Origin of the sequence: Mycobacterium lentiflavum (genome assembly GCF_022374895.2) — a bacterium.
Lineage (GTDB): Bacteria > Actinomycetota > Actinomycetes > Mycobacteriales > Mycobacteriaceae > Mycobacterium > Mycobacterium lentiflavum.
The window spans coordinates 1,068,778-1,094,532 of record NZ_CP092423.2 but is presented as its reverse complement, the minus strand read 5'-3'; the positions used below and the strand labels follow the sequence as shown (position 1 = coordinate 1,094,532).

22 protein-coding genes and 1 pseudogene are annotated in these 25,755 nt (G+C 66.7%); 4 read left to right on the top strand and 19 right to left on the bottom strand.

The window, feature by feature from the left end:
- Nucleotide 1 precedes the first annotated feature (1 nt).
- Nucleotides 2-1,210, bottom strand: a complete 1,209-nt coding sequence (locus MJO58_RS05390) for an FAD-dependent oxidoreductase (RefSeq protein ID WP_259608745.1) — start codon at nucleotides 1,208-1,210, stop codon at nucleotides 2-4.
- A gap of 78 nt (nucleotides 1,211-1,288) precedes the next feature.
- Here MJO58_RS05390 and MJO58_RS05385 point away from each other — a divergent pair, with 78 nt between their 5' ends.
- Both MJO58_RS05385 and MJO58_RS28895 read left to right on the top strand, forming a co-directional pair.
- Entirely contained in the window at nucleotides 1,289-2,083 is a 795-nt protein-coding gene (locus MJO58_RS05385; RefSeq protein WP_239722211.1) for a TetR family transcriptional regulator, read from the top strand.
- Nucleotides 2,084-2,103: 20 nt separating this feature from the next.
- Nucleotides 2,104-2,199: pseudogene (locus MJO58_RS28895) on the top strand (hydrogenase); the annotation flags it as partial.
- 34 nt (nucleotides 2,200-2,233) lie between these two features.
- Here MJO58_RS28895 and MJO58_RS05380 read toward each other — a convergent pair.
- From MJO58_RS05380 to MJO58_RS05330, 11 genes are all read right to left on the bottom strand, one after another.
- Nucleotides 2,234-2,833 (bottom strand): hypothetical protein, encoded by a 600-nt coding sequence (locus MJO58_RS05380; protein ID WP_090608498.1) that lies wholly within the window; start codon nucleotides 2,831-2,833, stop codon nucleotides 2,234-2,236.
- A gap of 248 nt (nucleotides 2,834-3,081) precedes the next feature.
- The gene (gene groL, locus MJO58_RS05375; protein ID WP_239722210.1) at nucleotides 3,082-4,704 is read right to left on the bottom strand and encodes a chaperonin GroEL; all 1,623 of its coding nucleotides are present in this window, start codon (nucleotides 4,702-4,704) and stop codon (nucleotides 3,082-3,084) included.
- Between the two features lie 78 nt (nucleotides 4,705-4,782).
- Complete coding sequence (groES, locus tag MJO58_RS05370; RefSeq protein WP_090600574.1) at nucleotides 4,783-5,085, bottom strand: co-chaperone GroES; 303 nt, start codon at nucleotides 5,083-5,085, stop codon at nucleotides 4,783-4,785.
- Between the two features lie 241 nt (nucleotides 5,086-5,326).
- Nucleotides 5,327-6,352 carry a tRNA (adenosine(37)-N6)-threonylcarbamoyltransferase complex transferase subunit TsaD gene (gene tsaD / locus MJO58_RS05365; RefSeq protein WP_239722209.1) on the bottom strand — a complete coding sequence of 342 codons (1,026 nt, stop codon included), beginning with the start codon at nucleotides 6,350-6,352 and terminating at the stop codon, nucleotides 5,327-5,329.
- Entirely contained in the window at nucleotides 6,349-6,816 is a 468-nt protein-coding gene (rimI, locus tag MJO58_RS05360; protein ID WP_239722208.1) for a ribosomal protein S18-alanine N-acetyltransferase, read from the bottom strand. The genes tsaD and rimI overlap by 4 nt, the downstream gene beginning before the upstream one ends.
- Nucleotides 6,813-7,442 carry a tRNA (adenosine(37)-N6)-threonylcarbamoyltransferase complex dimerization subunit type 1 TsaB gene (gene tsaB, locus MJO58_RS05355; protein WP_239722207.1) on the bottom strand — a complete coding sequence of 210 codons (630 nt, stop codon included), beginning with the start codon at nucleotides 7,440-7,442 and terminating at the stop codon, nucleotides 6,813-6,815. Before tsaB ends, rimI begins: the two co-directional genes overlap by 4 nt.
- Complete coding sequence (tsaE, locus tag MJO58_RS05350) at nucleotides 7,439-7,885, bottom strand: tRNA (adenosine(37)-N6)-threonylcarbamoyltransferase complex ATPase subunit type 1 TsaE (protein WP_434086307.1); 447 nt, start codon at nucleotides 7,883-7,885, stop codon at nucleotides 7,439-7,441. The genes tsaB and tsaE overlap by 4 nt, the downstream gene beginning before the upstream one ends.
- 19 nt (nucleotides 7,886-7,904) lie before the next feature.
- A complete protein-coding gene (locus MJO58_RS05345; protein ID WP_175364596.1) occupies nucleotides 7,905-8,957 on the bottom strand; it encodes an alpha/beta fold hydrolase in 1,053 nt (350 codons plus the stop codon).
- A gap of 52 nt (nucleotides 8,958-9,009) precedes the next feature.
- Nucleotides 9,010-10,176: an alanine racemase gene (gene alr, locus MJO58_RS05340; RefSeq protein ID WP_239722206.1), complete on the bottom strand. Its 1,167-nt coding sequence runs from the start codon at nucleotides 10,174-10,176 to the stop codon at nucleotides 9,010-9,012.
- A 122-nt stretch (nucleotides 10,177-10,298) separates the two neighbouring features.
- Nucleotides 10,299-11,696 (bottom strand): glutamate decarboxylase, encoded by a 1,398-nt coding sequence (gene gad / locus MJO58_RS05335; RefSeq protein ID WP_090600567.1) that lies wholly within the window; start codon nucleotides 11,694-11,696, stop codon nucleotides 10,299-10,301.
- A gap of 21 nt (nucleotides 11,697-11,717) precedes the next feature.
- Nucleotides 11,718-13,148: an NAD(P)H-hydrate dehydratase gene (locus MJO58_RS05330; protein WP_239723171.1), complete on the bottom strand. Its 1,431-nt coding sequence runs from the start codon at nucleotides 13,146-13,148 to the stop codon at nucleotides 11,718-11,720.
- Between the two features lie 93 nt (nucleotides 13,149-13,241).
- Here MJO58_RS05330 and MJO58_RS05325 point away from each other — a divergent pair, with 93 nt between their 5' ends.
- Nucleotides 13,242-14,174 (top strand): class I SAM-dependent methyltransferase, encoded by a 933-nt coding sequence (locus MJO58_RS05325; RefSeq protein ID WP_090600566.1) that lies wholly within the window; start codon nucleotides 13,242-13,244, stop codon nucleotides 14,172-14,174.
- On the opposite strand, the gene MJO58_RS05320 is transcribed toward MJO58_RS05325, so the two are convergent.
- From MJO58_RS05320 to glmS, 7 genes are all read right to left on the bottom strand, one after another.
- Complete coding sequence (locus MJO58_RS05320) at nucleotides 14,171-16,066, bottom strand: alpha/beta hydrolase family protein (RefSeq protein ID WP_239722205.1); 1,896 nt, start codon at nucleotides 16,064-16,066, stop codon at nucleotides 14,171-14,173. The genes MJO58_RS05325 and MJO58_RS05320 overlap by 4 nt on opposite strands.
- 4 nt (nucleotides 16,067-16,070) lie before the next feature.
- Nucleotides 16,071-17,852 (bottom strand): N-acetylglutaminylglutamine amidotransferase, encoded by a 1,782-nt coding sequence (locus MJO58_RS05315; protein ID WP_090600564.1) that lies wholly within the window; start codon nucleotides 17,850-17,852, stop codon nucleotides 16,071-16,073.
- A 1-nt stretch (nucleotide 17,853) separates the two neighbouring features.
- A complete protein-coding gene (locus MJO58_RS05310) occupies nucleotides 17,854-20,475 on the bottom strand; it encodes a carboxylate--amine ligase/circularly permuted type 2 ATP-grasp protein (protein ID WP_239722204.1) in 2,622 nt (873 codons plus the stop codon).
- A 72-nt stretch (nucleotides 20,476-20,547) separates the two neighbouring features.
- The gene (locus MJO58_RS05305; RefSeq protein ID WP_239722203.1) at nucleotides 20,548-21,261 is read right to left on the bottom strand and encodes a rhomboid-like protein; all 714 of its coding nucleotides are present in this window, start codon (nucleotides 21,259-21,261) and stop codon (nucleotides 20,548-20,550) included.
- Nucleotides 21,262-21,300: 39 nt separating this feature from the next.
- Nucleotides 21,301-22,140, bottom strand: coding sequence for a DUF4436 domain-containing protein (locus MJO58_RS05300; RefSeq protein WP_090600562.1), 840 nt, complete (start codon nucleotides 22,138-22,140; stop codon nucleotides 21,301-21,303).
- A 214-nt stretch (nucleotides 22,141-22,354) separates the two neighbouring features.
- Nucleotides 22,355-23,236, bottom strand: coding sequence for a DUF4436 domain-containing protein (locus MJO58_RS05295; RefSeq protein ID WP_239722202.1), 882 nt, complete (start codon nucleotides 23,234-23,236; stop codon nucleotides 22,355-22,357).
- Nucleotides 23,229-25,103, bottom strand: a complete 1,875-nt coding sequence (glmS, locus tag MJO58_RS05290; protein WP_239722201.1) for a glutamine--fructose-6-phosphate transaminase (isomerizing) — start codon at nucleotides 25,101-25,103, stop codon at nucleotides 23,229-23,231. The genes MJO58_RS05295 and glmS overlap by 8 nt, the downstream gene beginning before the upstream one ends.
- A gap of 185 nt (nucleotides 25,104-25,288) precedes the next feature.
- On the opposite strand from glmS, the gene MJO58_RS05285 reads away from it, so the two are divergent.
- On the top strand, nucleotides 25,289-25,747 hold the full coding sequence (locus tag MJO58_RS05285) for a DUF2510 domain-containing protein (RefSeq protein ID WP_239722200.1): 459 nt from the start codon (nucleotides 25,289-25,291) through the stop codon (nucleotides 25,745-25,747).
- Nucleotides 25,748-25,755 lie beyond the last annotated feature (8 nt).

Here is a 25,755-nt window from a genome sequence, read left to right as displayed (position 1 = left end):
GTCAAGCAGCGTGTACGTTGGGAGTGCGGACATGCTCGGGGCGGAAACCGCGGCCGACAAAAATCGGCGGAAGCGCTTGCAGCGGGCCCCATCCGACGATCTTCGGAATCTGGATCGGCGACAGGTCACCGCTCAAATTGGGCGCGACCACCCGGTCCTGCACGAACACCTGAGCTGCCTGGATGATCCGGGTGGGCAGCTCGCGGCGCCGCTGCACTTTGGCCAGGTCGGTGTCGTTCAGCCGGCCTTCGCGCAGCGGAGCACACAGGATGTTGGCCGCGGCGACCGCGTCGGCCACCGCAAGGTTGATGCCGACCCCACCGGCCGGTGACATGGCATGCGCGGCATCGCCGATGCACAGCAGCCCGGTGCGCCACCACGTCTGCAGCCGGTCTACCCGCACGTCGAGCTCGCTGGTGTCGTCCCACGAGGTCAGATCGTTGACGTGCGCACGCAGCCGCGGTTGCGCGGTGACGATCTTTTCCTTGAACTCCTCCAGCGATCCACCGCGCGGGCTGGCCCCCTTCGGCATGAGGTAGGCGACCTGCCAATAGTCGCCCCGGTAGATCATGGCCATCATCAGGCCCTTACGGGCGACGCCGAACAGCTCCCGGGGATCGCCGGGACGCCACTTCAGCCGGAACCACAGCACATCCATCGGGGAGTGCGCCTGCGCGGTCTGCAGTCCCGCGGCGGCGCGCACCGCGGACTTGCGCCCGTCGGCGGCGATCACCAACTCAGCCCGCACTTCCAGATCCGGCGTGCGCACGCCAATCACCCGGTCGCCGTCGAAGATCAGGTCGTTGACCTCCGCGTTGCGGACCAAGGTGAATTCCGGATAGGCAGAAGCCTTTTCGGCGAGAAAGTCGAGAAAGTCCCACTGCGGCATCATCGCGATGTAGGGCTGTTTGAAGCCGAGCCGTTTGAGTACCTTGAAGTCGCCTAACGTGCGAATCGAGCCACCGGTGTCGAAGGCCAGACGGTCGATCTTGGTGTGTGGCAGCGTCAAGAAATCGTCGATGAACCCCAACTCGTCCATGATCCGCAGGGTGCTTGGGTGCACGGTGTCGCCACGGAAGTCACGCAGGAAATCGTTGTGCTTTTCCAAGACCACCACCGGGATGCCGGCGCGGGCGAGCAGCAGAGCGTGCACCATGCCGGCGGGTCCGCCCCCGGCGACACATACCTGGGTCTGCAGAACTTTCGTCATGCTTCACGACTCCTCGTCCGGTTTGGAATACTATTGCAGCATACATCAAGTAATGTATCAAGGAACCAGGGAGGCGATATGGCGCGATCGGTTGAAACACCCGACGTGGTGGCGGCCGCACTACGCGCCGCCGAAAAGCTGGGCAAGGATGTGGCCGACGTTCCCGTCGCGATGATCGCCGCGGAGGCGGGGATATCCCGCAGCACCCTGTTGCGGCGCTTCGACGGATCCCGCACCGCCCTGAATGACGCCGTGCGTGCGGCCGGAGTCGACCCCGGCGGCTTACCCCCGGTTCGCACCCGGGCGGTGGCGGCCGCCGCAGCATTGATCAGCGAATTCGGCCTTGCCGCAGCAACATTGGAAGCTGTCGCCGCCCGCGCCGATTGCTCGGTCTACAGCCTGCACGCGGTTTTCGGTGGACGCGACGAGTTGATGCGAGCGGTCTTCGAACAGCACAGCCCGATCCTGGACATCGAGGAATACCTGGCGCGTCCCAGCGATGACTTGCTCGAGACGGTGCGCGGCTTCTACCGAACGGTGTCGAATGCGCTGAGCCGCGAACCCCGCGTCGCCCCGGCGATTTTCGCCGAAGCCTTCGCGCGGCCCACCAGTCCGGCCGTGCAAACACTTGCGGCCTACGGTCCACCGCGCCTGCTCGCCGTTCTCGGCGGCTGGTTCGGAGCAGAGATCAGTGCCGGGCGTATCCGCGACCTGCCCCTACCACTGGTGGCCCAACAACTGTTGGGCCCCATCATGATTCACATGCTCACTCGGCCGTTGTTGCCGAATGTCCTCGGGTGGTCGATGCCTGAGGTCGACACGGTTTGCGACGTATTCGCGGAGAACTTCGTGCGCGCGGTCGCGCCCGACTAACGCGCGCGGCCCACCACGGGCCCTCAGCGGCAAAGGAAGCGGTTGTCAGCTTGTTGTTGGTTTCCCTGTCGGTGGCAATTGTCGTGGGCGTGGGCATCGTCATCGCCGGCCTCTGACACCGGATGCAAGGGACTGCATGCCCCGGGCCTGTTAACCGTGCGCGAATTCAGCGAGCTTGGCGTCGACCGCCGCATGATCCGGTCCCGCGTAGGCTTTCCGCTCGCGTTTGTTGACCCATAACAGGAAGGGGCAGCTGGCCGCGGGACCGTCGACTGTTCCCAGTTGTTCGATCTGCTTGCCCGTCTTCGCCTCGCGAAGTTCGATGTTGTACTGGACGGCGTAGTAGTCGACGCTCACGTGTTCGCCCGTGTCAGTTTTGAAGTCGCAGGTAAGTGACTTAACCTCGGTCTCAGACTTGCGGGTAAGGCAGGCAACAACATTCACCGACCGGAAGTCGTCGGGATTCGCCCGATAATCGGCACGGGAGTCGAGCAACACTTCACTCCAGTGAGTGTCTGTCATTTCGCGCATCGGGTTCGGCTCGTCGTCTGGTGCGAACGCGACGATCTGGTACGGCTTCGCGTAGGTGGCGGCGTTGCTGATCGACCCGCCATCGCATACCGCATTGAAGTCCGTGATGGAGGCGGCCTTCCTACTTTCGCCGCGCCCGTCGCGGGCAATATCGCGGACCACGAAAAACCCGATGATCGCCGCGGGTACGAGCAGGACGATCGCGGCGATCGAAAGCACGACGATCAGTGCGCGATTGGTCTTACGCGGCGCGGGCGGCGGCGGGTTGGGCGGGGGCGGATAAGGCTGCGGGTAGGGCGGCGGCCATTGCTGCGGGTACTGCGGTGGTTGCGGCGGCGGCCACTGCTGCGGATAGTTCACCCTCGTGCCCCCCACGTCATGGTGCGGCCAGCCTAGCAACCGGCGCGCTGACGTCGAACACGAAACACCCCCGGCCAAACGACCGGGGGTGCTGCGCACAAACTCACTCAGTGATGGTGATGACCGTGGCCGTGGCCGTGGTCGTCCGCCTCCTCAGCCGGCTTCTCGACGATCGCCGTCTCGGTGGTCAGCACCATGCGGGCAACCGACGCCGCGTTCAGCACCGCCGACCGGGTGACCTTGACGGGGTCGATGACACCGTCGGCAACCAGGTCGCCGTACTCCAGCGTGGCGGCGTTCAATCCGTGCCCCGCGGGCAGCTCGCGAACCTTGCTGATCGCGACCGCACCGTCGAGCCCGGCGTTGGAAGCGATCCAGAACAGCGGCGCGGTGAGAGCGTCGGCGAAAACGTCGACGCCCGTGGCCTCGTCGCCTTCCAGCGATTTACGCAGCTTCTCCAACACCTTGCCGGCCTGGATGAGCGCCGATCCGCCGCCCGTGACGATGCCCTCCTCGACAGCCGCCTTGGCTGCCGCGACCGCGTCCTCGACGCTTTCCTTACGTTCCTTGAGCGCGGTCTCGGTAGCAGCTCCCACCTTGATCACGGCCACGCCGCCGGCCAGCTTGGCCACCCGCTCCTGGAGTTTTTCGCGATCCCATTCGGAATCGCTGTTCTCGATCTCGGCACGCAGCTGCTTGACGCGCTTTTCCACCACGTCCTTCGCGCCGCCGCCCTCGACGATGATGGTGTCGTCCTTGCTGACCACCACCCGCCGGGCCGAGCCCAGCACATCGGCGCCCACCTCGCGCAGCACCAGACCGGCGTCGGGATTGACGACCTGGCCGCCCGTCACGATCGCCAGATCCTCGAGGAAGGCCTTGCGTCGGTCGCCGAAGAACGGTGATTTGACCGCAACCGCCTTGAGCGTCTTGCGAATCGAGTTCACCACCAGCGTTGCCAGTGCCTCACCCTCGATGTCCTCGGCGATGATCAGCAGCGGCTTGCCCGATTCGGCCACTTTCTCCAGCATCGGCAGCAGGTCGGGCAGCGAGCTGATCTTCTCCTGGTGCAGCAGGATCAGCGGGTCGTCGAGCACGGCCTCCTGAGAGTCGAAGTCGGTGACGAAGTACGCCGACAGGAAACCCTTGTCGAAGCCGACGCCCTCAGTGAACTCCAGCTCGGTATTCAGCGTCGACGATTCTTCGACGCTGACGACGCCGTCGGTGCCGACCTTGCTCATCGCCTCGCCGACCAACTCGCCGATCACCTCGTCGCGCGAGGAGACGGTCGCTACCTGGGCGATACCCTCCTTGCCCGACACCGGGATGGCCGCGGCCAGCAGCGCCTCGGACACCGCGTCGGCGGCCTTGCTGATGCCGGAGCCCAGCGAGATCGGGTTTGCACCCGCGGCGACCTGTCGCAGGCCAGCCTTGATCAGCGCTTGGGCCAGCACGGTCGCTGTGGTAGTGCCGTCACCGGCGACGTCGTTGGTCTTGGTGGCCACCGACTTCACCAGCTGGGCACCCAGGTTCTCGAACGGGTCTTCCAGGTCGATCTCACGCGCGACGGTGACACCGTCGTTGGTGACGGTGGGCCCGCCGAACGCCTTGGCCAGCACCACGTGCCGGCCGCGCGGTCCCAGCGTGACGCGCACCGCATCGGCGAGCTTGTTCACGCCCGCCTCGATGCCGCGACGCGCGGTTTCGTCGTACTCAATTAGCTTGCTCATCAGGCTCCTTTAAACGCATGCCGCCCCGGAAATCACCCGTGCTTGCGCACAGGGATCGCCGGGGCGGAACACGGTTCGTTACTTGGATACGACAGCCAGCACGTCGCGTGCCGACAGGATCAGGTATTCCTCGCCGCCGTACTTGATCTCGGTGCCGCCGTACTTGCTGTAGATGACGGTGTCACCCTCCGACACGTCGAGCGGGATCCGCTTGTCGCCGTCCTCGTCCCACCGGCCGGGGCCGACTGCGACGACGGTGCCTTCTTGCGGCTTCTCCTTGGCGGTGTCAGGAATGACCAGACCGGACGCGGTCGTGGTCTCGGCCTCGTTGGCCTGCACGAGGATCTTGTCCTCGAGTGGCTTGATCTTCACCTTCGCCACGATTGGAGCCCTCCACTATTTGGATCGGGTCCGGGACGCTCGCCCGGACTGGAGTTGGCGGTCGGCCCAGGGCTTGCCCGAACCGTCCATTTACCAGATGTTTCGGCATTCGGCCGTGCCCTTGGGTCGTCGTCGCGGGTGCCGACACAGGGGATCGCCCGATTGCCACCTAGCACTCTATACATGAGAGTGCTAGCACTCAAGGCCACCCCGCTGCTTCCTACGGAATTACGCTCTGAGCTCAGCCCACCTGGCCTTTTACCACCGGCAGCCCCGGGTCGCTGGGTACGTCCAGCGGTGACGGAGCCGCACCCGCACCAACCAGGTGCGCGGCGAAGGACGCGATCATCGCGCCGTTGTCGGTGCACAGCCGTGGCCTGGGGATACGCAGCGCCAGGCCCGCCTCGGCGCAGCGCGCGGTGGCCAGCTCGCGCAGCCGCGAGTTGGCGGCCACTCCCCCGGCGATCAGTAGCGTGTGGACGCCGAGCCCGGTGGCCGCGCGCACCGCCTTCATGGTCAGCACGTCGGCGACGGCTTCCTGGAATCCGGCGGCGATGTCGGCCTGAACCGCGTCGGGGTTGCTTTCCACGTACCGCGCGACCGCGGTCTTGAGGCCGGAGAAGCTGAACGCGTGCGGGTCGTCTCGCGGGCCGGTCATGCCGCGCGGGAACGCGATGGCGTCGCGGTCGCCGGTGCGGGCCAGCTCGTCGAGGACCCGGCCGCCCGGATAGCCCAGACCCAGCAGGCGGGCCACCTTGTCGTAGGCCTCGCCCGCGGCGTCGTCGACGGTGCTGCCGAGCTCGAAGATCGGCTCACCGAGCGACCGCACGTGCAGCAGATGCGTGTGCCCGCCGGACACCAGCAGTGCCACACACTCGGGCAGCGGCCCATGCTCGTATACATCGGCGGCCAGGTGCCCGCCCAGGTGGTTCACCGCGTAGAACGGCACGCTCCACGCGGCCGAATACGCTTTGGCCGCAGCCACTCCCACCAGCAAGGCGCCGGCCAGCCCGGGCCCGATGGTCGCGGCGACGACGTCCGGCTTGTCCAGTTCGGCGGCGGCCAGTGCGCGGCGCATGGCCGGTCCGAGCGCCTCCAGGTGGGCGCGGGAGGCGATTTCGGGGACCACACCGCCGAACCGGACGTGCTCGTCGACGCTGGAGGCCACCTCGTCGGCCAGCAGTGTGACGGTGCCGTCGGCGTCGAGCCGGGCGATGCCGACTCCTGTTTCGTCACAAGAGGTTTCGATGGCCAATACTGTCGTCATAGTGCTTCCCGCCGCATCGTGTACGCGTCCGCGCCGCTGACTCGGTAGTAGCGCTTGCGCAGGCCGATCTGCTCGAAACCCACGCTACGGTAGAGCGCGATGGCGGCCTCGTTGTCGGTACGGACCTCGAGGTAGACGACGCCGCCGTCGGCGAACTCGAGCAGCTCCCCGAGCAGCCGGCGGCCGATGCCCTGGCCCTGGTATTGCGGGTCGACGCCGATCGTGTGCACCTCGTATTCGAACGGCGGGGTGCGGCCCAACCTGGAGATGCCGGCGTAGCCGACGAGAATGCCGGCGGTACGCGCGCCCACGTAATGATTGTGGGCACTGGCCAATTCGCGATTGAATGCCGCCGCGGGCCAGGGGTCGTCGCCGTCGAACAGCTGGGCTTCCAGTTGCGCACACCGCTGCGCGTCGGCGCGGGTCAGCGCGCCGATCGTCACGGGTTCGCTGCCGGCGGTCATCCCCGGCCCGCCGGGGGCTTGGCGTCGGGCCGGCGCAGATACAGCGCCACCAGCGGCAATGGCGGCTGCGACCAGTCGGGAACCGCGGCGACCAGGCCGGCCGGAGTCGGATGGACGGGTTCGCAGACCGCAAGACCGAACAGCGCAGCGTGCGCGGGCGAGCCGGCGACCGCTGTCGCCGGTCCGGGGTCGACGTCGCCGGGCGCGTTGACCGCCGGGCCGGCCCTGCGGAACCCGTCGTTGTATCGGGCCCAGTAGACCTCGCGCCGCCGAGCATCGGTGACCACCAGGGTGTCGCCCGTGGTCAGCGCGCCGATGGCGTCCAAGCTGCAGACCCCCCGCACCGGGATATCCAGCGCGTGGCCGTAGGCGGCAGCCGAAGCCATCCCGGCGCGCAGACCGGTGAACGGGCCCGGGCCGCAGCCGACCACGACGGCGTCGAGGTCGGTCATCGCCAGACCGGCTTCGGCCAGCGCGGCAAGCACATTCGGGGTCAGCCGTTCGGCGTGGGCGCGGGCGTCGACGGTGACCTGTTCGGCCAGCACCGTGCACTCGGCGCCATCGCGGCGGACGATGCCGGCCGTCACCGCGGGGGTGGCGGTGTCCAGAGTCAAGATCAGGCTCACGGCCGGCCCCACTCCCACGTCGCGATCCGCACGTCGGATCCGCTGACCCGCTCCAGCCGGATGTCGAGATACCGTTCGGAGAGGCGTTCGGCCAGGCCCTCGCCCCACTCCACCACGACGACCGCGTCCTCGAGATCGCTGTCGAGGTCCAGTGAATCGAGTTCCCCGAGCAGGTCCGCGCCCCGGTGGTCCAGCAGCCGGTACACGTCGACGTGAACCATCGTCGGCGCGCCCGCCCGCCGCGGCGGGTGCACGCGGGCCAACACGTACGTCGGCGAAGTGACCGGGCCGTCGACGTCCATCGCCTCCGCAATTCCCTTGGCCAACACGGTCTTTCCCGCTCCGAGCGGGCCGGAGAGCACCACGACATCACCGGCGCGCAGCTGCTGTCCCAACCGCGCCCCGAGCGCAATCGTGTCCTCGACGCGCTCGCAGGTCGCCATGCCTGAACCGGATCTGAGCTCAGCCACGGCGCCGCAGCCGTTGTCGAGTTCGCCTGTACCACAAGGTCATTCTGCCCGGAATGGCCCGATTGACCAGCCGGACCAATCCGTCGTTGATGGCCTCGGGCTTGTCCAGCAGGGCCAGGTGACTGGCCCCGTTGACGATGACCAGCTCCGAGCGCGGCAGCGAGGCCGCCATCTTCCGCGAGTACTCGTCCGGCGTGATCAGATCGTGGTCGCCGCAAGCGATCAGAGTCGGGATCCGCAGCAACGTCCACAGGCCGGCGGTTTCGTCGTGGGTTTCCAGCGCGTGCAGGAACCCCACCATCGTGGGGATCGGGGTGCCGTTCATCATCCGCTGGGAGAACGCGTCCAGACTGCGGCTGACATGTAGATCGCTGTAGGACGCGGCCCGCAAAATCGGGCCGATCAGCGATCGCGACACATTGCGGCCGCGATGCATCAGCTTCGGCGCCGACCGGGCGGTGAACCGCAGTGCCTCCACCGCCGGGTTTTTCAGGATCTCACCCAGCGGCGAGCGGGTAACCCCTTCGGCGGCAGAGGAAATCAGCGCCGCACCGACGATGCGGCTACCGTACTGGTCCGGGTACTGCCGGGCATGCGACAACACCGTCATGCCGCCCATCGAATGGCCGACCAACACGATCACCCCACGCGGCGCCACCTCGGTCAGGACGCTTTGGAGGTCCTGCCCCAGCTGGGTCAGCGTGTAGGTCTCGGGCGAAGCCGAGCCCGAGCGCCCATGTCCGCGCTGGTCGTAGAAGACCATGCGTACCCGCGGGCCCCACTTCTCAGCGAGTCGCTTGCGCTGAAAGTAGAAGGCACCCATGCGCAGACAGAAGCCGTGCACGAAGACCATCGTCAGCGCAGCGTCCAGTGGACCGACTTCGCGCACCGCCAGCGGCACGCCGTCGGGCGTGGTCACCACATAGCTGCGGTCGCTGTTGAGGCGCTCGAAATCCTCGTCGGCATACGGGTCCTCGGTGCGCGTGACACGTTGCGTCATCGACCGGCGAATCGAAGCGGCGACAATGGTGGCGACCGCAGTCAGCCCCGCCCCTCCCGCAAGCCAAGCCCTTCCGCTCAGGTGCCTGCGAGTTTCCTTATCGTCCAACGGTTTCGGCCTCGCGATAGGTCCTGGCGATGCGCCCCCGCGGACTGGTGACGACTTCGTAGTGGATGGTGCCGAGCAGATCGGCCCAATCCTGGGCGGTGGGTTCACCATTGGCACCGGGGCCGAACAGAGTCGCCTCGTCGCCTTCGGCCACGTCGACCGGTCCAGGACCGAGGTCGACGAGGAATTGGTCCATGCAGATCCGCCCGACGCCGGGACGTCGCCGGCCATTGATCAGCACGTCGAGCCGTCCGCCCAGCGACCGGAACACCCCGTCGGCATAGCCGACCGGCATCAGCGCCACGGTCGTATCACGTTCGGCGGTCCAGGTGTGGGCATACGACACGCCCTCCCCCGCACGCACCGATTTCACCAGTGCGACAACGCATTTCACCGTCATGGCCGGTATCAGTCCCAGGTCGCCGCGCGCGGGGACGGGACTCAGGCCGTAGACCGCGATGCCGGGCCGCACCATATCGAAGGCCAGGTCGGGGCGAGACATCGTCGCCGAGGAGTTCGACAGGTGGGCCACCTCGAACCGCACGCCCTGATCGCGCGCGAACGCCAACATCTCGCGGAATCGTTGCGCCTGAACGTCATTGATGGGGTTGTCCGGCTGATCGGCGAAGACCAGGTGCGACATCAGCCCCCGCAGGCAGATCGCGCCGGCCGCGGCGCCGGAGCCCACTGCCTGCAGCATCGCCGGGTATTCCGCGGCGGGCACGCCATTGCGGTTCAGCCCGGTGTCGACCTTGATGGTCACCGTCGCGGTGCGCCCCGTCCGGTCCGCCGCATCGAGCACCTCGTCGAGCTGACGCAGCGACGACACGGCGATCTCGACGTCGGCGAGCAGTGCGGGACCGAAGTCGATGCCGGGCGGATGCAGCCAGGCAGCCACCGGCGCGCAGATTCCGTCGGCCCGCAGCGCCAGGGCCTCGTCGACGGTGGCCACACCCAGTTCGGCGGCCCCGGCGGCGAGCGCAGCCCGGGCGACCCGGGTGGCCCCGTGGCCGTAGCCGTCGGCCTTCACGACGGCCATCACCCGGGCGGAACCGGCGTGCTCACGCAGCACACGCACGTTGTGTTCGACGGCACCCAGATCCACCACGGCCTCAGCGAGGACGCCGGGTGTCAGGGATATCGGGGTAACGGCCACGGCCGCCATTGTCCCAGAGCGGGAGAGCGGCGCGCCGCGCGTGACGCCTTGGCGAGAAAACGCCGCAACGTCGCACTGGCGTTTCCCCGCAAGCGGGCGGTACCCCAGCTCGCGGGCCGAATTCAGTGCGCGAAGTGTTCGGCCTGGTAGTGGCCGCCGGGCTTGAGCTTGTCCAGCGACGCCAGCGCGCTGCGGGCATCGTCGTGCAGGGCCCGGGCCAGGTCGGCGGACAGTCCTTCGCGCACCACGACGCGCAGCACCGACACGTCGGAGGCGTTGTCCGGCATGGTGTAGGCAGGCACCTGCCAGCCGTAGCCGCGCAGCTCGTGGGAGACGTCGAACTCGGTGTAGCCCAAACCGCGGGCCAGCCGGAAGCTGACGACTGGGATGGCCGAGCCGTCCGAGATCAGCTCGCAGTGGTCGCCGTCGCGCAACTGCTCGCCCAACCACCGCGCGGTCGCCGACAGCGACTGCATGACCTGGGTGTAGCCCTCGCGGCCCAACCGCAGGAAGTTGTAGTACTGGCCGACGACCTGGTTGCCCGCCCGGGAGAAGTTCAAAGTGAATGTCGGCATGTCGCCGCCCAGGTAGTTGACCCGGAAAATCAGGTCCTCGGGCAGGTACTCCTTGCTGCGCCACACGACAAACCCGACACCGGGATAGGTCAGCCCGTACTTGTGGCCGCTGACGTTGATCGACACCACTCGGGGCAACCGAAAATCCCACTTCAGCTCGGGATGCAGGAACGGCACCACAAAGCCCCCGCTGGCGGCGTCGACGTGCACCGGGACGTCCACACCGCCGCCGGCGGCCAGTTTGTCGAGCGCCGCGCAGATCTCGGCGATGGGTTCCAGCTCGCCGGTATAGGTGGTGCCCAGGATCGCGACCACCCCGATGGTGTCCTCGTCGACGGCATCGACGACCTGCTCGGGGGTGATGACGTAGCGCCCCTCCTCCATCGGCAGGTAGCGCGGCTCGACGTCGAAGTAGCGGCAGAACTTCTCCCACACCACCTGGACGTTGGAGCCCATCACCAGGTTGGGCGTGCGGCCCTTCCAGCCTTCCTTCTCTCCGGAGCCGACCTTTTCGCGCCACCTCCATTTCATCGCCAGACCGCCCAGCATCACCGCCTCGCTGGAGCCGATGGTGGATGCCCCGCAGGCGCTGGACGGGTCGTCGTCGCGCAGGTAGTCGGCGTGGAACAGGTCGGCCACCATGCACACACAGCGCTGCTCAATCGCCGCGGTCGCCGGATATTCGTCTTTGTCGATCATGTTCTTGTCGAACGTCTCGGCCATCAGTTTCCCGGCCTCGGGATCCATCCAGGTGGTGACGAAGGTGGCCAGGTTCAGCCGCGAGCTGCCGTCGAGCATCAACTCGTCGTGGATGAAGCGGTACGCCGCCTCCGGATCCATCGATTCCTCGGGCAGCCGTAGCGCCGGCACCGGGGTGGTGAACATTCGTCCGGTGTAGGCGGGCGCGATCGAGTGAGTGGGGACGGACGGATGGCTGCCGGTCATGGCGGATCCTCTCGTTGACGATTACAGCGCGGCCAGGGCGGCGCGGATATGCGGCACGATGCGCGACGCTGAGGTGGGTGCCTCACCGGGACCCGGGTCCGCGGCCGAGAGCGCGGCGGCGTGGGCGTGGACGTAGGCGCCGGCGGCGGCCGCCTCGGCCGGCGCCAATCCCGCGGCCAGCAGCGCGCCGATCATCCCGGACAGCACATCGCCCGACCCGGCGGTGGCCGCCCAGGACTGCCCGGCCGGATTGAGGTAGACCGGGCCGCCGGGGTCTGCGATGACGGTGACGTTGCCCTTGAGCAGAACGGTCGCGCCGAACGTGTCGGCAAGCTTGCGGGTGGCCGAGATCCGGTCGTCGCCGGGCGGCGCCCCGGCCAATCGGGCGAACTCCCCCGCGTGCGGGGTCAGCAGCGTCGGTGCCGCGCGGTTGGCCACCAGCTCGGGATGGGCGGCCAGAATCGTCAGCCCGTCGGCGTCCACCAGCACCGGCAGGTCAGTTCCCAGCGCGAACCACAAGGCGGCGGCGCCGATGTCGTCGGTGCCCAAACCCGGTCCGACGACCCACGCCTGCACCTTCCCGGCCGCCGCGGGAGATGGCGTCGCGATGACCTCCGGCCACACCGCGAGAACCTGGCTGTGCGCGCTACCCGCATAGCGGACCATGCCCGAGGTGGCCGCGACCGCGGCGCCGGTGCACAACACGGCCGCCCCCGGATACGTCGACGAGCCGGCCAGGATGCCGGTCACTCCCTGCGTGTACTTGTCGTCACGCGGGCCCGGCACCGGCCAGCGGGCGGCGACGTCGTCGGCCTCGAAGCCCAGCACTGACGTTTTTGAGGAGTCCGGCAATCTCAGCCCGATGTCAATCAGCGTGACGGTGCCGCAGTCGGCGAGCGCGTGCACGGGCTTGAGGCCGCCGAAGGTCACCGTCGACGCGGCGTGCACCGCGGGGCCGGTGATCGCCCCGGTCGCCACGTCGATGCCGCTGGGGATGTCGACGGCGACCACCGGGATTTGGTGAGCGTCGACCGCGGCGAACACGGCTGCCGCCGCCGGACGCAGCGGACCCGAGCCGGAGATGCCGACCACGCCGTCGATGACGAGATCGGTTGTCGCCGAAACACTCTCAACGGTGCGGCCGCCGGCCTTCCGGAACGCCGCCAGCCCCTTACGGTGAGTGTGGTCCGGGCTGAGTAACACCGCGTCGGCCGCCGCCCCGCGACGCAGCAGGAACGTCGCCGCCCACAGCGCGTCACCGCCGTTGTCACCCGAGCCGACGACCGCGCACACCCGCCGACCGGCGACGGCGCCCGTACGGGCTTGTAGCTCTTTGACAATCTCGGTAGCCAACCCGAAGGCGGCACGCTTCATCAGGGCGCCATCGGGCAGGCTGGCCAGCAGCGGTGCTTCGGCGTCGCGAATCGCATCTACGGAGTAGTAATGCCGCATCGAATTCAGCATTCCATGCTCGTCTGTGTTTGCGCACAGCACTCGTTCAGGAGCCGTCCGTACATTCGGTGTCAGCGACGAATGGGAGGGGCGATGGCGCGCACGGATGACGACACCTGGGACCTGGGAAATGGCGTGGGAGCCACCGCAACCGGCGTCGCGGTGGGCCGCGCACTGGCTACCCGCGCGCCTCAGCCACTGATCAACGACCCATTCGCCGAGCCGCTGGTGCGCGCCGTCGGTGTGGAGTTCTTCACCCGGCTCGCCAGCGGCGAACTGGATCCAGCCGAGGTGGATGACAACGGCGACTTCGGGATGCTGGGGATGGCCGACATGATGGGCATCCGCACCCGGTTCTTCGACGATTTCTTCGTGACCGCCGCCGCGGCGGGGGTTCGGCAGGTGGTGATCCTGGCCTCGGGGCTGGACGCTCGCGCCTACCGGCTGCCCTGGCCGGACGCAACGACGGTGTTCGAGATCGACCAGTCGCAAGTCATCGAGTTCAAGAGCGCGACCATGGCCGAGCTGGGTGCGACCCCGACGGCGGACCGGCGCGCGGTGCCCGTCGACTTACGCCACGATTGGCCGGCCGCGCTGCGTGCCGCGGGACTGGACCCCGGCAAGCCGACCGCGTGGAGCGCCGAGGGCCTGCTGCCGTTCTTGCCGCCCGAGGCCCAAGACCGGCTGCTGGACAACATCACCGAACTCAGCGCGCCGGGAAGTCAGTTGGCCACCGAAAACGTCCAGGGCGCGGGCGACGCGGTAGAGACGATGGCCGAGCGCATGCGTGAGGTCACCGAGCAGTGGCGCGAACACGGCTTCGACATCGAGATGACCGACCTTTGGTATGCGGGCGACCGCAACGACGTCGTCGAGTACCTGCGTTCTCACGGCTGGCAGACAGCCGCCAGCGGGGTCGCGGATTTAGCTGCGAACTATGGCATTTCGCTACCGCTGCGGCCCGCCGCACCGGGCAAACAGGGCACGCTGTCGGCGCTGCAATACGTGACCGCCACGCGACGCTAGAACGGCTTCTCGCCCATGGCACGCAATGCCGGCGAAAGGTCGTCGGCGCCGAATGCTGCGGTGAGCCACTGACTCATCGAGGTCGCCAACGTCACCCGATTCTCGCGCTTGGCGATGCCATGTCCGTCGTCGCTGAACACCAGATAGCCGACCCGACGACCGGCTTTTCGCAGCGCGTCGACGATCTGTTCGGATTGGCTGATCGGCACATTGGTGTCCTTGGCTCCATGTACCACCAACAACGGCGCCGTCAACGCGTCCACCCGGTGCAGGGGCGACAGGTGCTCGAGCAACTCACGATCGCTCACGGGATGGCCATACTTCGGATAGGCCGCGGCGGCAATCCACGGCTCGGTGTGGCGGTAAAACGTGCCGAGGTCGCTCATGCCGCAGATGCTGATGCCCGCCGCGAACAACGCGGGATGAAACGTCAGCGCCGCCATGGTCAGGTAACCGCCGTACGACCAGCCCGCGCAGGCAATACGCCGCGGGTCGGCCAGGCCGTTGTCCACCAGGAATCGCACGCAGTCCGCGACATCGTCGATGGCGGCGAACCGCTTCTCCTTGTCGTCGGCATGCATGAAGGTCCGGCCGAAGCCGCCGGAGCCTCGCACGTTGGGCGCCAGCACCAGGATCCCGTCGTTGACCAGCCGCGCGAAGATCTCGCTGTAACCGGGACGGGCCTGACCTTCCGGTCCGCCGTGCAGGTATACCACCGCACCTTTGACGGCGTCTGTAGCCGGCGGCCGGTAGAGCCAGGCGTTCAGGCTCAGCCCGTCGCGCGCGGTGATCGTCTCCGGCCTCGTCGCGGCGGAAAATCCGGGAACGACCGGGCCGTGGCTCGGTTCGCGGTCGATGAGTTCCCATCGGCGCGTTCGAGGATCGACCAGCTCGACGGTGCGCGGCGCCGCCGGACCTTCGACGGTCATCGCGATCATCGAGCCGCCGGCACTGATGGACAGCTCACTGGCGACCACCCCGGGCAGTGGGATCGGGTCACTCAGTGTGTTGTCGGCATATTCGAGAATCTGTAATTCACTGCGGCCCTGCATGTTCCACAGCAGAACAACGGTGGACAGGTCGTCGCTGACGGCGAATGCGTCGAGTTCACAGTCGGGGCGCTCGGCCACCACGCAATAACTGACGCCGTCGTGGGTGGCCGTCACTTCCAGCAGTCGGGCGTATTCGCAGCCGTTGTCGCTGCGGATCAGTGCCCGCACATATCCGTTTGCGTCCGTACCTGGGTAGTAAAGCTTGCTCAGATCGCGGTCCGGACCGTAGCGGATGCGGCGCGGATGGTGGTCGTCGAGGATCACGCCATCGGCCGTCGTAGACCCGGGATCGGCTGGCAATAAGGCGATCTCGGTCGGCCCGTGCAGCATTATCAGTTCGTGGTAGCCGCGCGGTCCGACCCGGATCAGCGCCGCTCCGGCCCAGGCGTCGACCAGGCGGCCACCAGACCGTCGGTCCAACACCGTGCAACAGCCGTCGGCCGGATCGATCAGACACGATTCCCCGACCCCGTCCTCACCGGTCAGGATCGCCGCGACACGGCTACCGTCCCAGCCGACGAGCTCAGCAGTCCCGGCGTGCTCGCCGTCGATGCGCCGAGCCATCCGGTCGTCGGGATCGGTGGTGACGACCCAGATCTGGGTGCGGGTGCCGCCGCTGGGCGCCACCTCGCAGGCCAGCCACTGACCGTCCGCCGAGTGGATCACCCGCGAGACAGGACCCTCGACCGGCAGGACGACGTCGCGCGACGAGCTTGCCCGGCGGCCTCGCAGAAAGCGTTGCACCGCGCGGGGATAACCGCCGTCGTCGACCAAGTGTGCGAATGCCGTCGCGTCCGGGGACAGCGACGCGCCATAGATGGCGCGCACGTGTTGCGCCACCGACTCAGACTCCCAGGCCCTGCAGCCACATTTCGAGCACCGCCAGTTGCCACAACGCGTTGGAGCCCAATGTGGTTCGCGTCTCGTTGGGCGCGGCCAGCCAGGCATCGACGGTGTCGGCGCGATAAAGGCCGCGGTTGCGCGCGGCATCGTTGGTCAGCGCATCGCGCACCATCTCGAGGATCTCGCCGTGCAGATGTCGGATCCCCGGCACCAGGAAGTGGCCTTTGGTCCGGTCGATCACCTCTGACGGAAGTAGTTCTCGCGCACCACCTTTCAGCACACCCTTACCGCCCGAGGCCAGCTTCAAATCGGGCGGACATGCTGCGGCCAGCTCGACGAAATCATGGTCGAGGAACGGCACGCGAGCCTCTAGGCCCCACGCCATCGTCATCGTGTCGACCCGTTTGACGGGATCGTCGACCAGCATCACCTGGGTGTCCAGGCGCAGGGCCGCGTCGACAGCACAGTCGGCACCCGGCGCGCCCTGATGGGCTGCCGCGAATGCGCGGCTAACATCGGCATCAATCATGTACTCGGGGGCCAAGATTGACCGTAGATCGTCATGGCTGCGATCGAAGAAGACCTTCGCATATGCCTCGGTGGTCTGCTCACGGGCGATATCGGCCAGCGGCGGATACCACGAGTAACCGGCCAGGATCTCGTCGGCGCCCTGACCCGACTGCACCACCTTCACCGACCTGCTCACTTCCTGCGAAAGCAGGTAAAAAGCGACGCAGTCATGGCTGACCATCGGTTCGCTCATCGCGGCGATGCATTTCGGTACGGCTGGTACCAATCGCGATTCGTCGATGTGAATCTTGTGGTGGTCGGTGTCGTACGTCTTGGCAACCAGATCGGAATAAAAGTACTCGTCTCCGGACTCCCCGTCGGCGGAGTCGAACCCGATGCTGAAGGTCGCCAGCCCCTGCTGTCCCTCCTCTGCCAGTAACGCGACCACGATCGATGAATCGATGCCACCGGAAAGCAGCACACCCACCGGAACGTCGGCGACCATCCGGCGTTTAACCGCGGTGCGCAGTGCCTGCATCAGCGCAGCTTCCCAATCACGCGCTGACCATGACGCTTTCGCCGGATCGCGACCGAACTCCGGTGTCCAGTAAGCAGTGTCGGCTTGGGTGCCGTCGGGTTGGATCACCCGCACGGTTGCCGGCGGCAGCTTACGCACTCCGCGAAATATCGTCAGCGGCGCCGGCACCACGGAGTGAAAAGTCATGTAGTGGTGCAACGCTTCACGGTCGAGCTCCGTGTCCACCCCACCGGCCTCGAGCAATGCGCGCACCGAGGATGCAAACCGCAGCCCGCCGGGTGAAGAGGCGATATAGAGCGGCTTGATGCCCAGTCGGTCACGGGCCAGCGTCACCGCGCCGGAGTCCCGGTCTGCGATGGCGAACGCGAACATTCCTTTGAACTTCTCGACACAGCGCTCCCCCCATTTGTGGAACGCCTTTATCACCACCTCACTGTCGGCGGTCGAGAAGAATCGGTACCCGTCGGCTTGCAGTGTCTCGCGCAGCTCCTGGTAGTTGTAGATGCAGCCGTTGAACACCAGCGTCAACCCGAGATCAGCGTCCACCATGGGCTGAGCGCCGCGGGCGGACAAGTCGATGATGGACAGCCGCCGGTGCCCGAGGGCGACGGGTCCGTGCGCCACCACACCGTCGGCGTCCGGCCCGCGTGACGTCATCGCCCCCGTCATGCGGGCGACGGCACCGACGTCCGCCGCGTGCCCGTCCCAGCGGATCTCACCGCAAATACCGCACATATCAGTCGCTTTCGCTCAATGGCTCGCTGAGGATCCAGGTATCTTTGCTGCCGCCGCCGTATGACGAGTTGACGATGCGCGACCCGCGGCTGGCTACTCGGGTCAGCGCCGCGGGCATCACATGTGCCGATACCGCGCCGTTCGCCGCCGCGCGCAGATGCACGAATGCGCGCAGGTCGACGTGATGAGGGTATAGGCCATCGCCGTCAAAGGTGGGATGGGTCGACAAGTTCACCGGCTCCTGAGCGATGAATCGCTCCGGTTGAGTTTCCAGTTCGCGCCGGCGCGCGTCCAGCGCAGCCTCGGAGGCGTCGGGCCCGATCAGCACCCCGCTGCCGCCCAGCCCGTCGATCGGTTTGACGACCAGGTCGCCGAGATTCGCCAGTACGTGGTCGCGCTGATCGCGTTCGGCGCAGATCCAGGTGGGCACCTGGGCCAGGCTGGGCTTCTCGCCAAGATAGAACTTGATCATTTCCGGCACATACGCATAAATCGCTTTGTCGTCGGCGACTCCGTTGGCCAGCGCGTTCGCAATGGTGAGATGGCCGTTGGCGATCGCGCGAAGCAAGCCCGGCCGCAGCGGCGCGCCGTCGTATCCGGTCGACGACAAGAGCATGTCCTCGTCCATCCGCGCATACACCACATCGATGCGCCGGACACTCGATCCGACGTGCTGGACCAGCTTGCCGTCGCGCAGTGACAGATCTGACGGCTGCACCAGCGCCACCGGCATTTCCTCGGCCAAAAAGGTGTGCTCGAACCATGCGCTGTCCTCCCAGCCGGCCGACAGCACCGCGACGGTCGGGTCGTCGGGCGCGTGCGCCGGCGCCGCGGCGCGCAGCGTCTCCAGCAGCATTGCGGGTGCCTGGGCGACGTCCTCGACCGCGACCGGTGGTTGCAGTTCGCCGAGGTGCTTGGTGACCAAGCGATGGTTGACGATGGCGTAGGCCATCCCCGATGGCACTCGCAGATTGTCCTCGAGCACCATCCACCCGCCGGCTCGGTCGCACACGATGTCGGTGCCGCTGATGTGGGCTCGGACGGTATCGCCCGCCAGCCGCCCCGTCGAGCGGAAGCCGGGTGCACGGTCGAGGATCTGGTCGCCGATGATGCCTGCCGCCATGATCTCTTGCGCGGAGTAGATGTCACGCAGGAACGCGTCCAGTGCGCGCGCTCGCTGCGCCAAGCCGTCGCACAGCTGGGCCCACTCTTGAGCGGTCACCAGGCGCGGAACTAGGTCGACGGGGAACAGTTGGGCCCGGCTTTGACCACTGACGCGGAAGGTGACGTTGTCGGCGCGCTGCTCCTGCTCGATGGCCGCTTCCCGAGAACGCAGTTGGGCCACGCCGATCTGGGCGATGGCATCCAGGACATTCCGATAGTGGGGTCGCGGCTGACCGTTGCCGTCGACCGCTTCGTCGTAGCTGTCGTCGAGATTGCCACGAGCGGTCTCGACCGGCGGTTTACTGCCCGGTTGGTAGCCGAACAGGAGCGTCCGATCGTCACTGACGGTCATCAAGGTCGGACCTGAGGCAGCCGTCTCGGCCATCAGTTGGTCGACAACGTCGGTGAGACGTCCGCGACGGCGCAGCGCCCGGCGCTGGCGAGCCGAAGACGTTCCTCTCTGCAGGGCTTGGCGGCACAGTTCGCTGACGGTTTCCCAATCACCGGTTTGCTCTAAGTGCGGACGCAGTCCGTCGACCAGCTCGCCGACCACCTCGGATGCCGGTCGGCTGACGGGGCCGCGGACGTCGACCAGCTCGCCCTCTAACCCCGACCGGGCGGCTCGCCACACCGCCGCCCGGCTCACCGCCGGTGAGAGGATCGTCGGCGCAGTACCCGCATGCGCGGCCGCGGCCTCGCGCTCCACCAGGGCTCGGAACATCCCGGCGATCAAGACGACCGTGTCCACGGACGGGCAGCTGTCGCACACCCGCAGCTCCAGCGTCGGCGCCGCGCTCGCCGGTCGCACATCGAAATAGACCATCCCGACGTCGGAGATGACTCCGCTGGCCACCAGGTCGGTGACCAGTTGGTCGTATTCTGCGGCCGTGTGCACCGGAGCGGCCGGACCCGTTGTGGGCCAGCGCTGCCAAACCAGCGTGCGCATACTCGCGTAACCAGTGTCAGACCCGTCCGACGCGAAGGGCGAGCTGGCGGATAAGGCGAGCAACGTCGGGAGATACGCGGCCAGCCGGTAGCCGACCTCGACCGCTTCGTCGCGATCTGCGACACCCACATGTATCTGGGTGCCGCAGATCAGCTGCTCCCGGGCCAGCAGCTGGTAATCGGCGAGCATCTGCCGATAGCGCGGCGTTTTGGTCACCTGCATCTCGGCCGGCACCGTCAGCGGCACCGCGCCGGCCGCGACGACCCCCATCCCCAATTCCGTGGCGGTCTCGACCAAAACCTTGCGCTGACGGACGAGTTCCTGGCGCAACTCGCCGATCGAATCAACCACTTGGGTGTTCGTCTCGACGACACACCGCTGCAGCTCGGCCACATAGTCGTCGGTCAGCTCGGCCAGCAGTTCGGGCGCACGCGCCGTGAGCCGCCGTGTCTTCAGATCGACAAGGTGGAATTCCTCTTCGACGCCCAGCGTTCTGGCCGACTCAGGTCGCATTAAGCCACGCTATGGCGGCGCAATTACCGCGGCGTTAAACGCAGATCGCGTTCGCAACAGCAAATCGCCTCGTCAAATCGGATCCGTGCGGGAGCGGAATCGCCGTATTGCGGCTCTGAAGCGGGCCGGACTCCACGGCTTGTCTTTTCTCGCCCGGGCCATCGGATAGAAGCAGAGCCCGAGGAGGATGGACGTGAAGTGACCGATCGCGGTGAAGTTCAGCCCGTGTTTGGTCATCGTGATCAGTGGAAAGCCGAAGATGACCACCAGCACGCCTAGGTAGAGCCAGCGCCATGGCCGCTCGATGCGATACGCCAACACGGCCATGATGCCGACCAGGAAGTAGCTGACCCCGATGTCGCGTGAGCGCACCAGCCGTTCCGATGCGTCGTGTTCCTCGATCGCGAAGTACAGGATGCCTTCACTGATGTAGGTCGACAGGATATGGGTGGTCAATCCCACGGTGAGCCAATTCAGGTGGCCGAGCCAGTGTTCGGCCGGGGCGAGAAACAAGGTGAACAGCAGCAGGTAGGGCTCCAGGCTTTTGCCGTCGATCCACAGCAGGCTGGAAAACAGCACGGAGAGCGGATCGGTGCCCAATTCGTGAATGTTGGTGGAGCGGTGCAGCAAAACCGAGTGCAATTGCCGCCCGGAGAGTTGGTTTTGGATGACCGTTGTGATCATCAACACGAGTAGCCAGCCGTAGGTCAGCGGGGCGCTGCTGACGAAGTGCCAGACCCCGATAGCCAAGCTCCGTAGTCGCGCCCCCACCGATCCATCCGCCACGGCGTCCACCTTCGCATGCCCGGCGGCTTGGGCAAACTGCTATGCCGCCTTTTCAGGTTCGGGTCGTAGATGCCGCCACCAGCAATAGATGTACAGCACCATCGACATCACCAGTGTGACGATCACCCAGAGCGTGACCGTGACGTCGACCCACGACCCGATCGGGGGCGCGTCGGGCAGCGCATTGCGCAGCGGTAGCACCGCGAACAGCATTGCCGCGTACCACGTTGTCATCGGCGGCTGGAATTTTCGACGGTCGCGCGCCGTCTGAATGGCGACGAAAGCGCCGACCCCGGCGAGCGCCAGCATTACCACGACGATGACGGCCGCGAACACCGCAATGCTGGGCGAGCGCCGCATCTCCACTCGGTACGGCGACTGTGGATTGCCGTTCCCAGCAACAGAGAGCTGCCAGCCCGAGACACGGTCGACGAATTTCACCGGCACCTGTTCGGGTCGTTCGTTGCCGTAGATGAGGTCGACCGTGATCGGGCCCGAACGGTATTTGTCCATCGGCCATACCGAGGGATCGCCGCTAATCGTCAGCGGGACAGGGTATTCGCCGGGCAGCATTCCTTTCGTCCAGGCGCGCTTGCTGGGCGTGGCCGAAGAGTGGACCACGACGGCGAAGTCTGAGTTGAGGCCCCGGGTGACCGGATCCAGCAGCCCAGGGCCGGGGGTGACGGTGACGTTGGCGTTCACCGCGCCCTTCATCGACTGGGTCTCGAGGAAGTCGATCGTCACCGTGGTCCCGTCGGCGGCCGGCTTGCCGGGGGTCAGTTGGAGAGGGCACCCGCAGCCGGACCTGGCGTAGAGCGCGACGGTGGTGACGTATGCGCCGATGAAAAAGATGACCAAACCAATGATGGAAAACTTCATGAACCCAGTGCCTCTAGCGAAGCCGCTCGATGCCAAGGTCGCCTCCCCCGCTGACTGTGCTGTCCGAGATGCCTTACCGGCCAGAAATACTAGACACTTCCCGCGCCGCTACCAGAAGCTAAGCCGGCCTAGGCTTACCGCGGCGATGAACCCCATCACGGCAGCGAATGCAACTGCGGCAGTGACGGCCCCCGAGTGATTGTAGAAACGTCGACTAAAAGCGGCCACTCGAGAAGGACGCCGGCTCATCGGGTTCGGGCCGCAGATGCCGCCACCAGCAAGAGACATAGAGCCCCATCGAGATCACCAGGATGACAGTCACCCAGAGCACGATCGTGACGTCGATCAAAACTCCGATCGGGGGCGAATCGGGCAGCGCATTTCGCAGTGGCACCACCGCGAATAGCATCGCCGCGTACCAGGTTGTCATCGGCGGCTGGAACTTTCGTTTGTCCCGCACCGTCTGGACCGCGACAAAGAAGGCAAAGAAGGCGAGGGCGATCAGCACAACGAGGATGACGACCGCGAACGCCACGGTGCTCGTCGACCGGACCAAGTCGACTTGGTAGGGGCCGACCAGATCGTCCTCGTGGATGCGATCCGTAGCGACATCCCAGCCCAGCAAGCGGTCGACCATGGTCACTACCGCGGGCACCCGGGTGGAGCTGGGGCCCGACACGAGTTGGGCGACGACGGGCCCCGAGTGGTATTCGTCGAACGGCCATGCGGCGACCTCGCCGTCGAGGGCCAGCGAAATGCGAAACACGTCGGGCAGCGTGCCTTTCGGCCAGGTGCGCTTGCTCGCGCTCACCGCGGAGGAGACCGCGATGGTGAGATCTTCCTTGAGATTGTGAGTCTGCGGATCCAGCAGCCCGGGTCCCGGATAAACGTTGATGCTGGAAACAACCAGGCTGTTGGCCGACTGGACTTCTTGTATGTCGATCGTCACCCTGGTCGCGTCGGGTACCGGCTCGCCCCGAACAACGACATTGGGATGGCCCATTCCGCCGTCGACGTACAACCACACCGAGACGGCATAGGCGGCGACGAACAACACGACACCGACGATGCCGAGTATCGCGCGTCGGCTACTCAACCGTGACCGACTTGGCCAGGTTTCTCGGTTTGTCGACGTCATAGCCGCGCGCCTGCGCCACCGACGCCGCAAACACCTGCAGCGGTATGGTCGACAGCAGCGGCTGTAAAAGCGTTGACACCGAAGGGATTTCGATCAAATGATCGGCGTAGGGGCGCACGGTGTCGTCCCCTTCCTCGGCGATGACAATGGTCACCGCACCACGGGTCTGAATCTCGCGGATGTTGGACATCAGCTTGGCATGCAATGTGGCAGCGCTCTTGGGTGACGGCATCACGACGATAACCGGCAGATCGTCTTCGATCAACGCGATCGGGCCGTGCTTGAGTTCGCCGGCTGCGAAGCCCTCGGCGTGCATGTAGGCCAATTCTTTGAGCTTGAGCGCGCCTTCGAGCGCCACCGGGTAGCCGACATGGCGGCCCAGGAACAGCACGGTCGAGGATTTCGCGAACCGATAAGCCAGGGCGGCAACCGGTTCGATCGTCGCGAGCACCCGCGACACCAAATCCGGCATGGCTTCCAGCTCACGGTATTCGCGCTCGACCTCGTCGGGGTACTTGGTGCCGCGGGCCTGCGCAAGCGCCAGGCCGACCAGGTAGTTGGCGGTGATCTGGGCCAAGAAGGTCTTCGTCGAGGCCACCCCGATTTCCGGGCCGGCCCGGGTGTAGAGCACCGCATCGCATTCGCGGGGGATCTGCGAGCCGTTCGTGTTGCAGATCGCCAGCACCTTGGCCTTCTGGGCCTTGGCGTGGCGGACCGCTTCCAGGGTGTCCGCGGTTTCACCGGACTGCGAGATGGCCACCACCAGTGTGCTGCGGTCCAAAACCGGGTCCCGGTACCGGAATTCGCTGGCAAGCTCGACTTCCACCGGCAAGCGTGTCCAGTGCTCGATCGCGTACTTCGCCAGCAGCCCGGAGTGATACGCGGTGCCGCAGGCGACGACGAAAACCTTGTCGATCTCGCGCAGTTCCTGATCGGAAAGGCGTTGCTCGTCGAGCACGATGCGGCCATCCACGAAATGGCCGAGCAGTGTGTCGGCCACCGCGGTGGGTTGCTCGGCGATCTCCTTGAGCATGAAGTACTCGTAGCCACCCTTTTCCGCGGCGGCCAGGTCCCAATCGATATGGAACTCGCGATATGCCCCGGGTCCCAAGTCTTCGTTGCCGTCGAAGTCGGTGATCCGGTAGCCGTCGGCGGTGAGCACTACGCATTGGTCCTGGCCGAGTTCGACGGCGTTGCGGGTGTGCGGAATGAAGGCGGCCACGTCGGAGCCGACGAACATCTCGCCGTCGCCGACGCCGACCACCAGCGGGGTCGACCGTCGCGCGGCCACGATGGTGCCGGGCTCGTCGGCGTTGGCGAACACCAAAGTGAAGTGGCCCTCCAGCCGGCGCAGCACCGCGAGCACCGAAGCGACGAAGTCGCCGGCCGTCGCACCCTCGCGATACGCCTGGGCGACCAGGTGCACAGTGACCTCGGTGTCGGTGTCGCTGGCGAACTCGACGCCGGCCGCCTCCAGCTCCTGACGCAGGGTCGCGAAGTTCTCGATGATGCCGTTGTGGACCACGGCGATCTTGCCGGCGGCGTCGCGGTGCGGGTGGGCGTTTCGATCGGTCGGGCGGCCGTGGGTGGCCCAGCGGGTGTGGCCCAGGCCGGTGGTGGCGCCCAGGTCCTCCAGTGGCATGTCGGCCACCGCTTTGCCCAGGTTTTCCAGTCGGCCGGCCCGGCGGCGAACGGTGAGCCTGCCCGTGTCGTCGACCAGTGCGATACCCGACGAGTCGTAGCCGCGGTACTCCATGCGGCGAAGTGCGTCCATGACGACTTGGCAGGCAGGGGCCTGCCCGACGTAGCCGACGATTCCGCACATTGTGACCAGGGTAGTGCAGATGAACAGGCTGCTCGGCCCACTGCCAGGCCCAACGCGCGTCGAGCGTGCGCTCAGGGTGGTTTTTGAGCCGAAATGTCGCCCTGAGCTCAGACTCAACGCACTGAAGTGACACACGACGCCCAGCCGGTAACGTTTGGCGCGCCCACCAGCGCGAAAGGCTTCTTTTGACCGACCCGTACCGCCGCTTCTCCGTGAGGCTGCACGAGCACACCGGCGCGGTGATCCTGTGGCTGCAGCGCGACTTCACCTGCACCGGCACGCTCGAGCAGTGTGAGCAGGCATACCGCAACGCGCAGACGCATTGCCTGCTCGCCGGGTGGTGGGGCCCGGTGTCGCTCGTCGTGCTGAACCCGATCGCGCTGATCTCGAACTACACCGCGATTCGGCGAGTGCGGGCCCTGGCCAAGGAGGCTCCCGTGCCCTACGGAGCGACGCCTTACGCCGCCACCGGCCAGATCGCTCCCCGGGGCCCGGTCGCCCCACCGAGCCCTGCCGTCGCGCCTCGCCCAGCCGCCGTCCGCCGACCGGTCGGGCCGCCGCCGGGCTGGTACCCCAACCCGGGCGGGCCGGGGCAGCGGTACTGGGACGGTGTCGCGTGGACTCACTGGACCCATCCCCGCTAACGTCGACG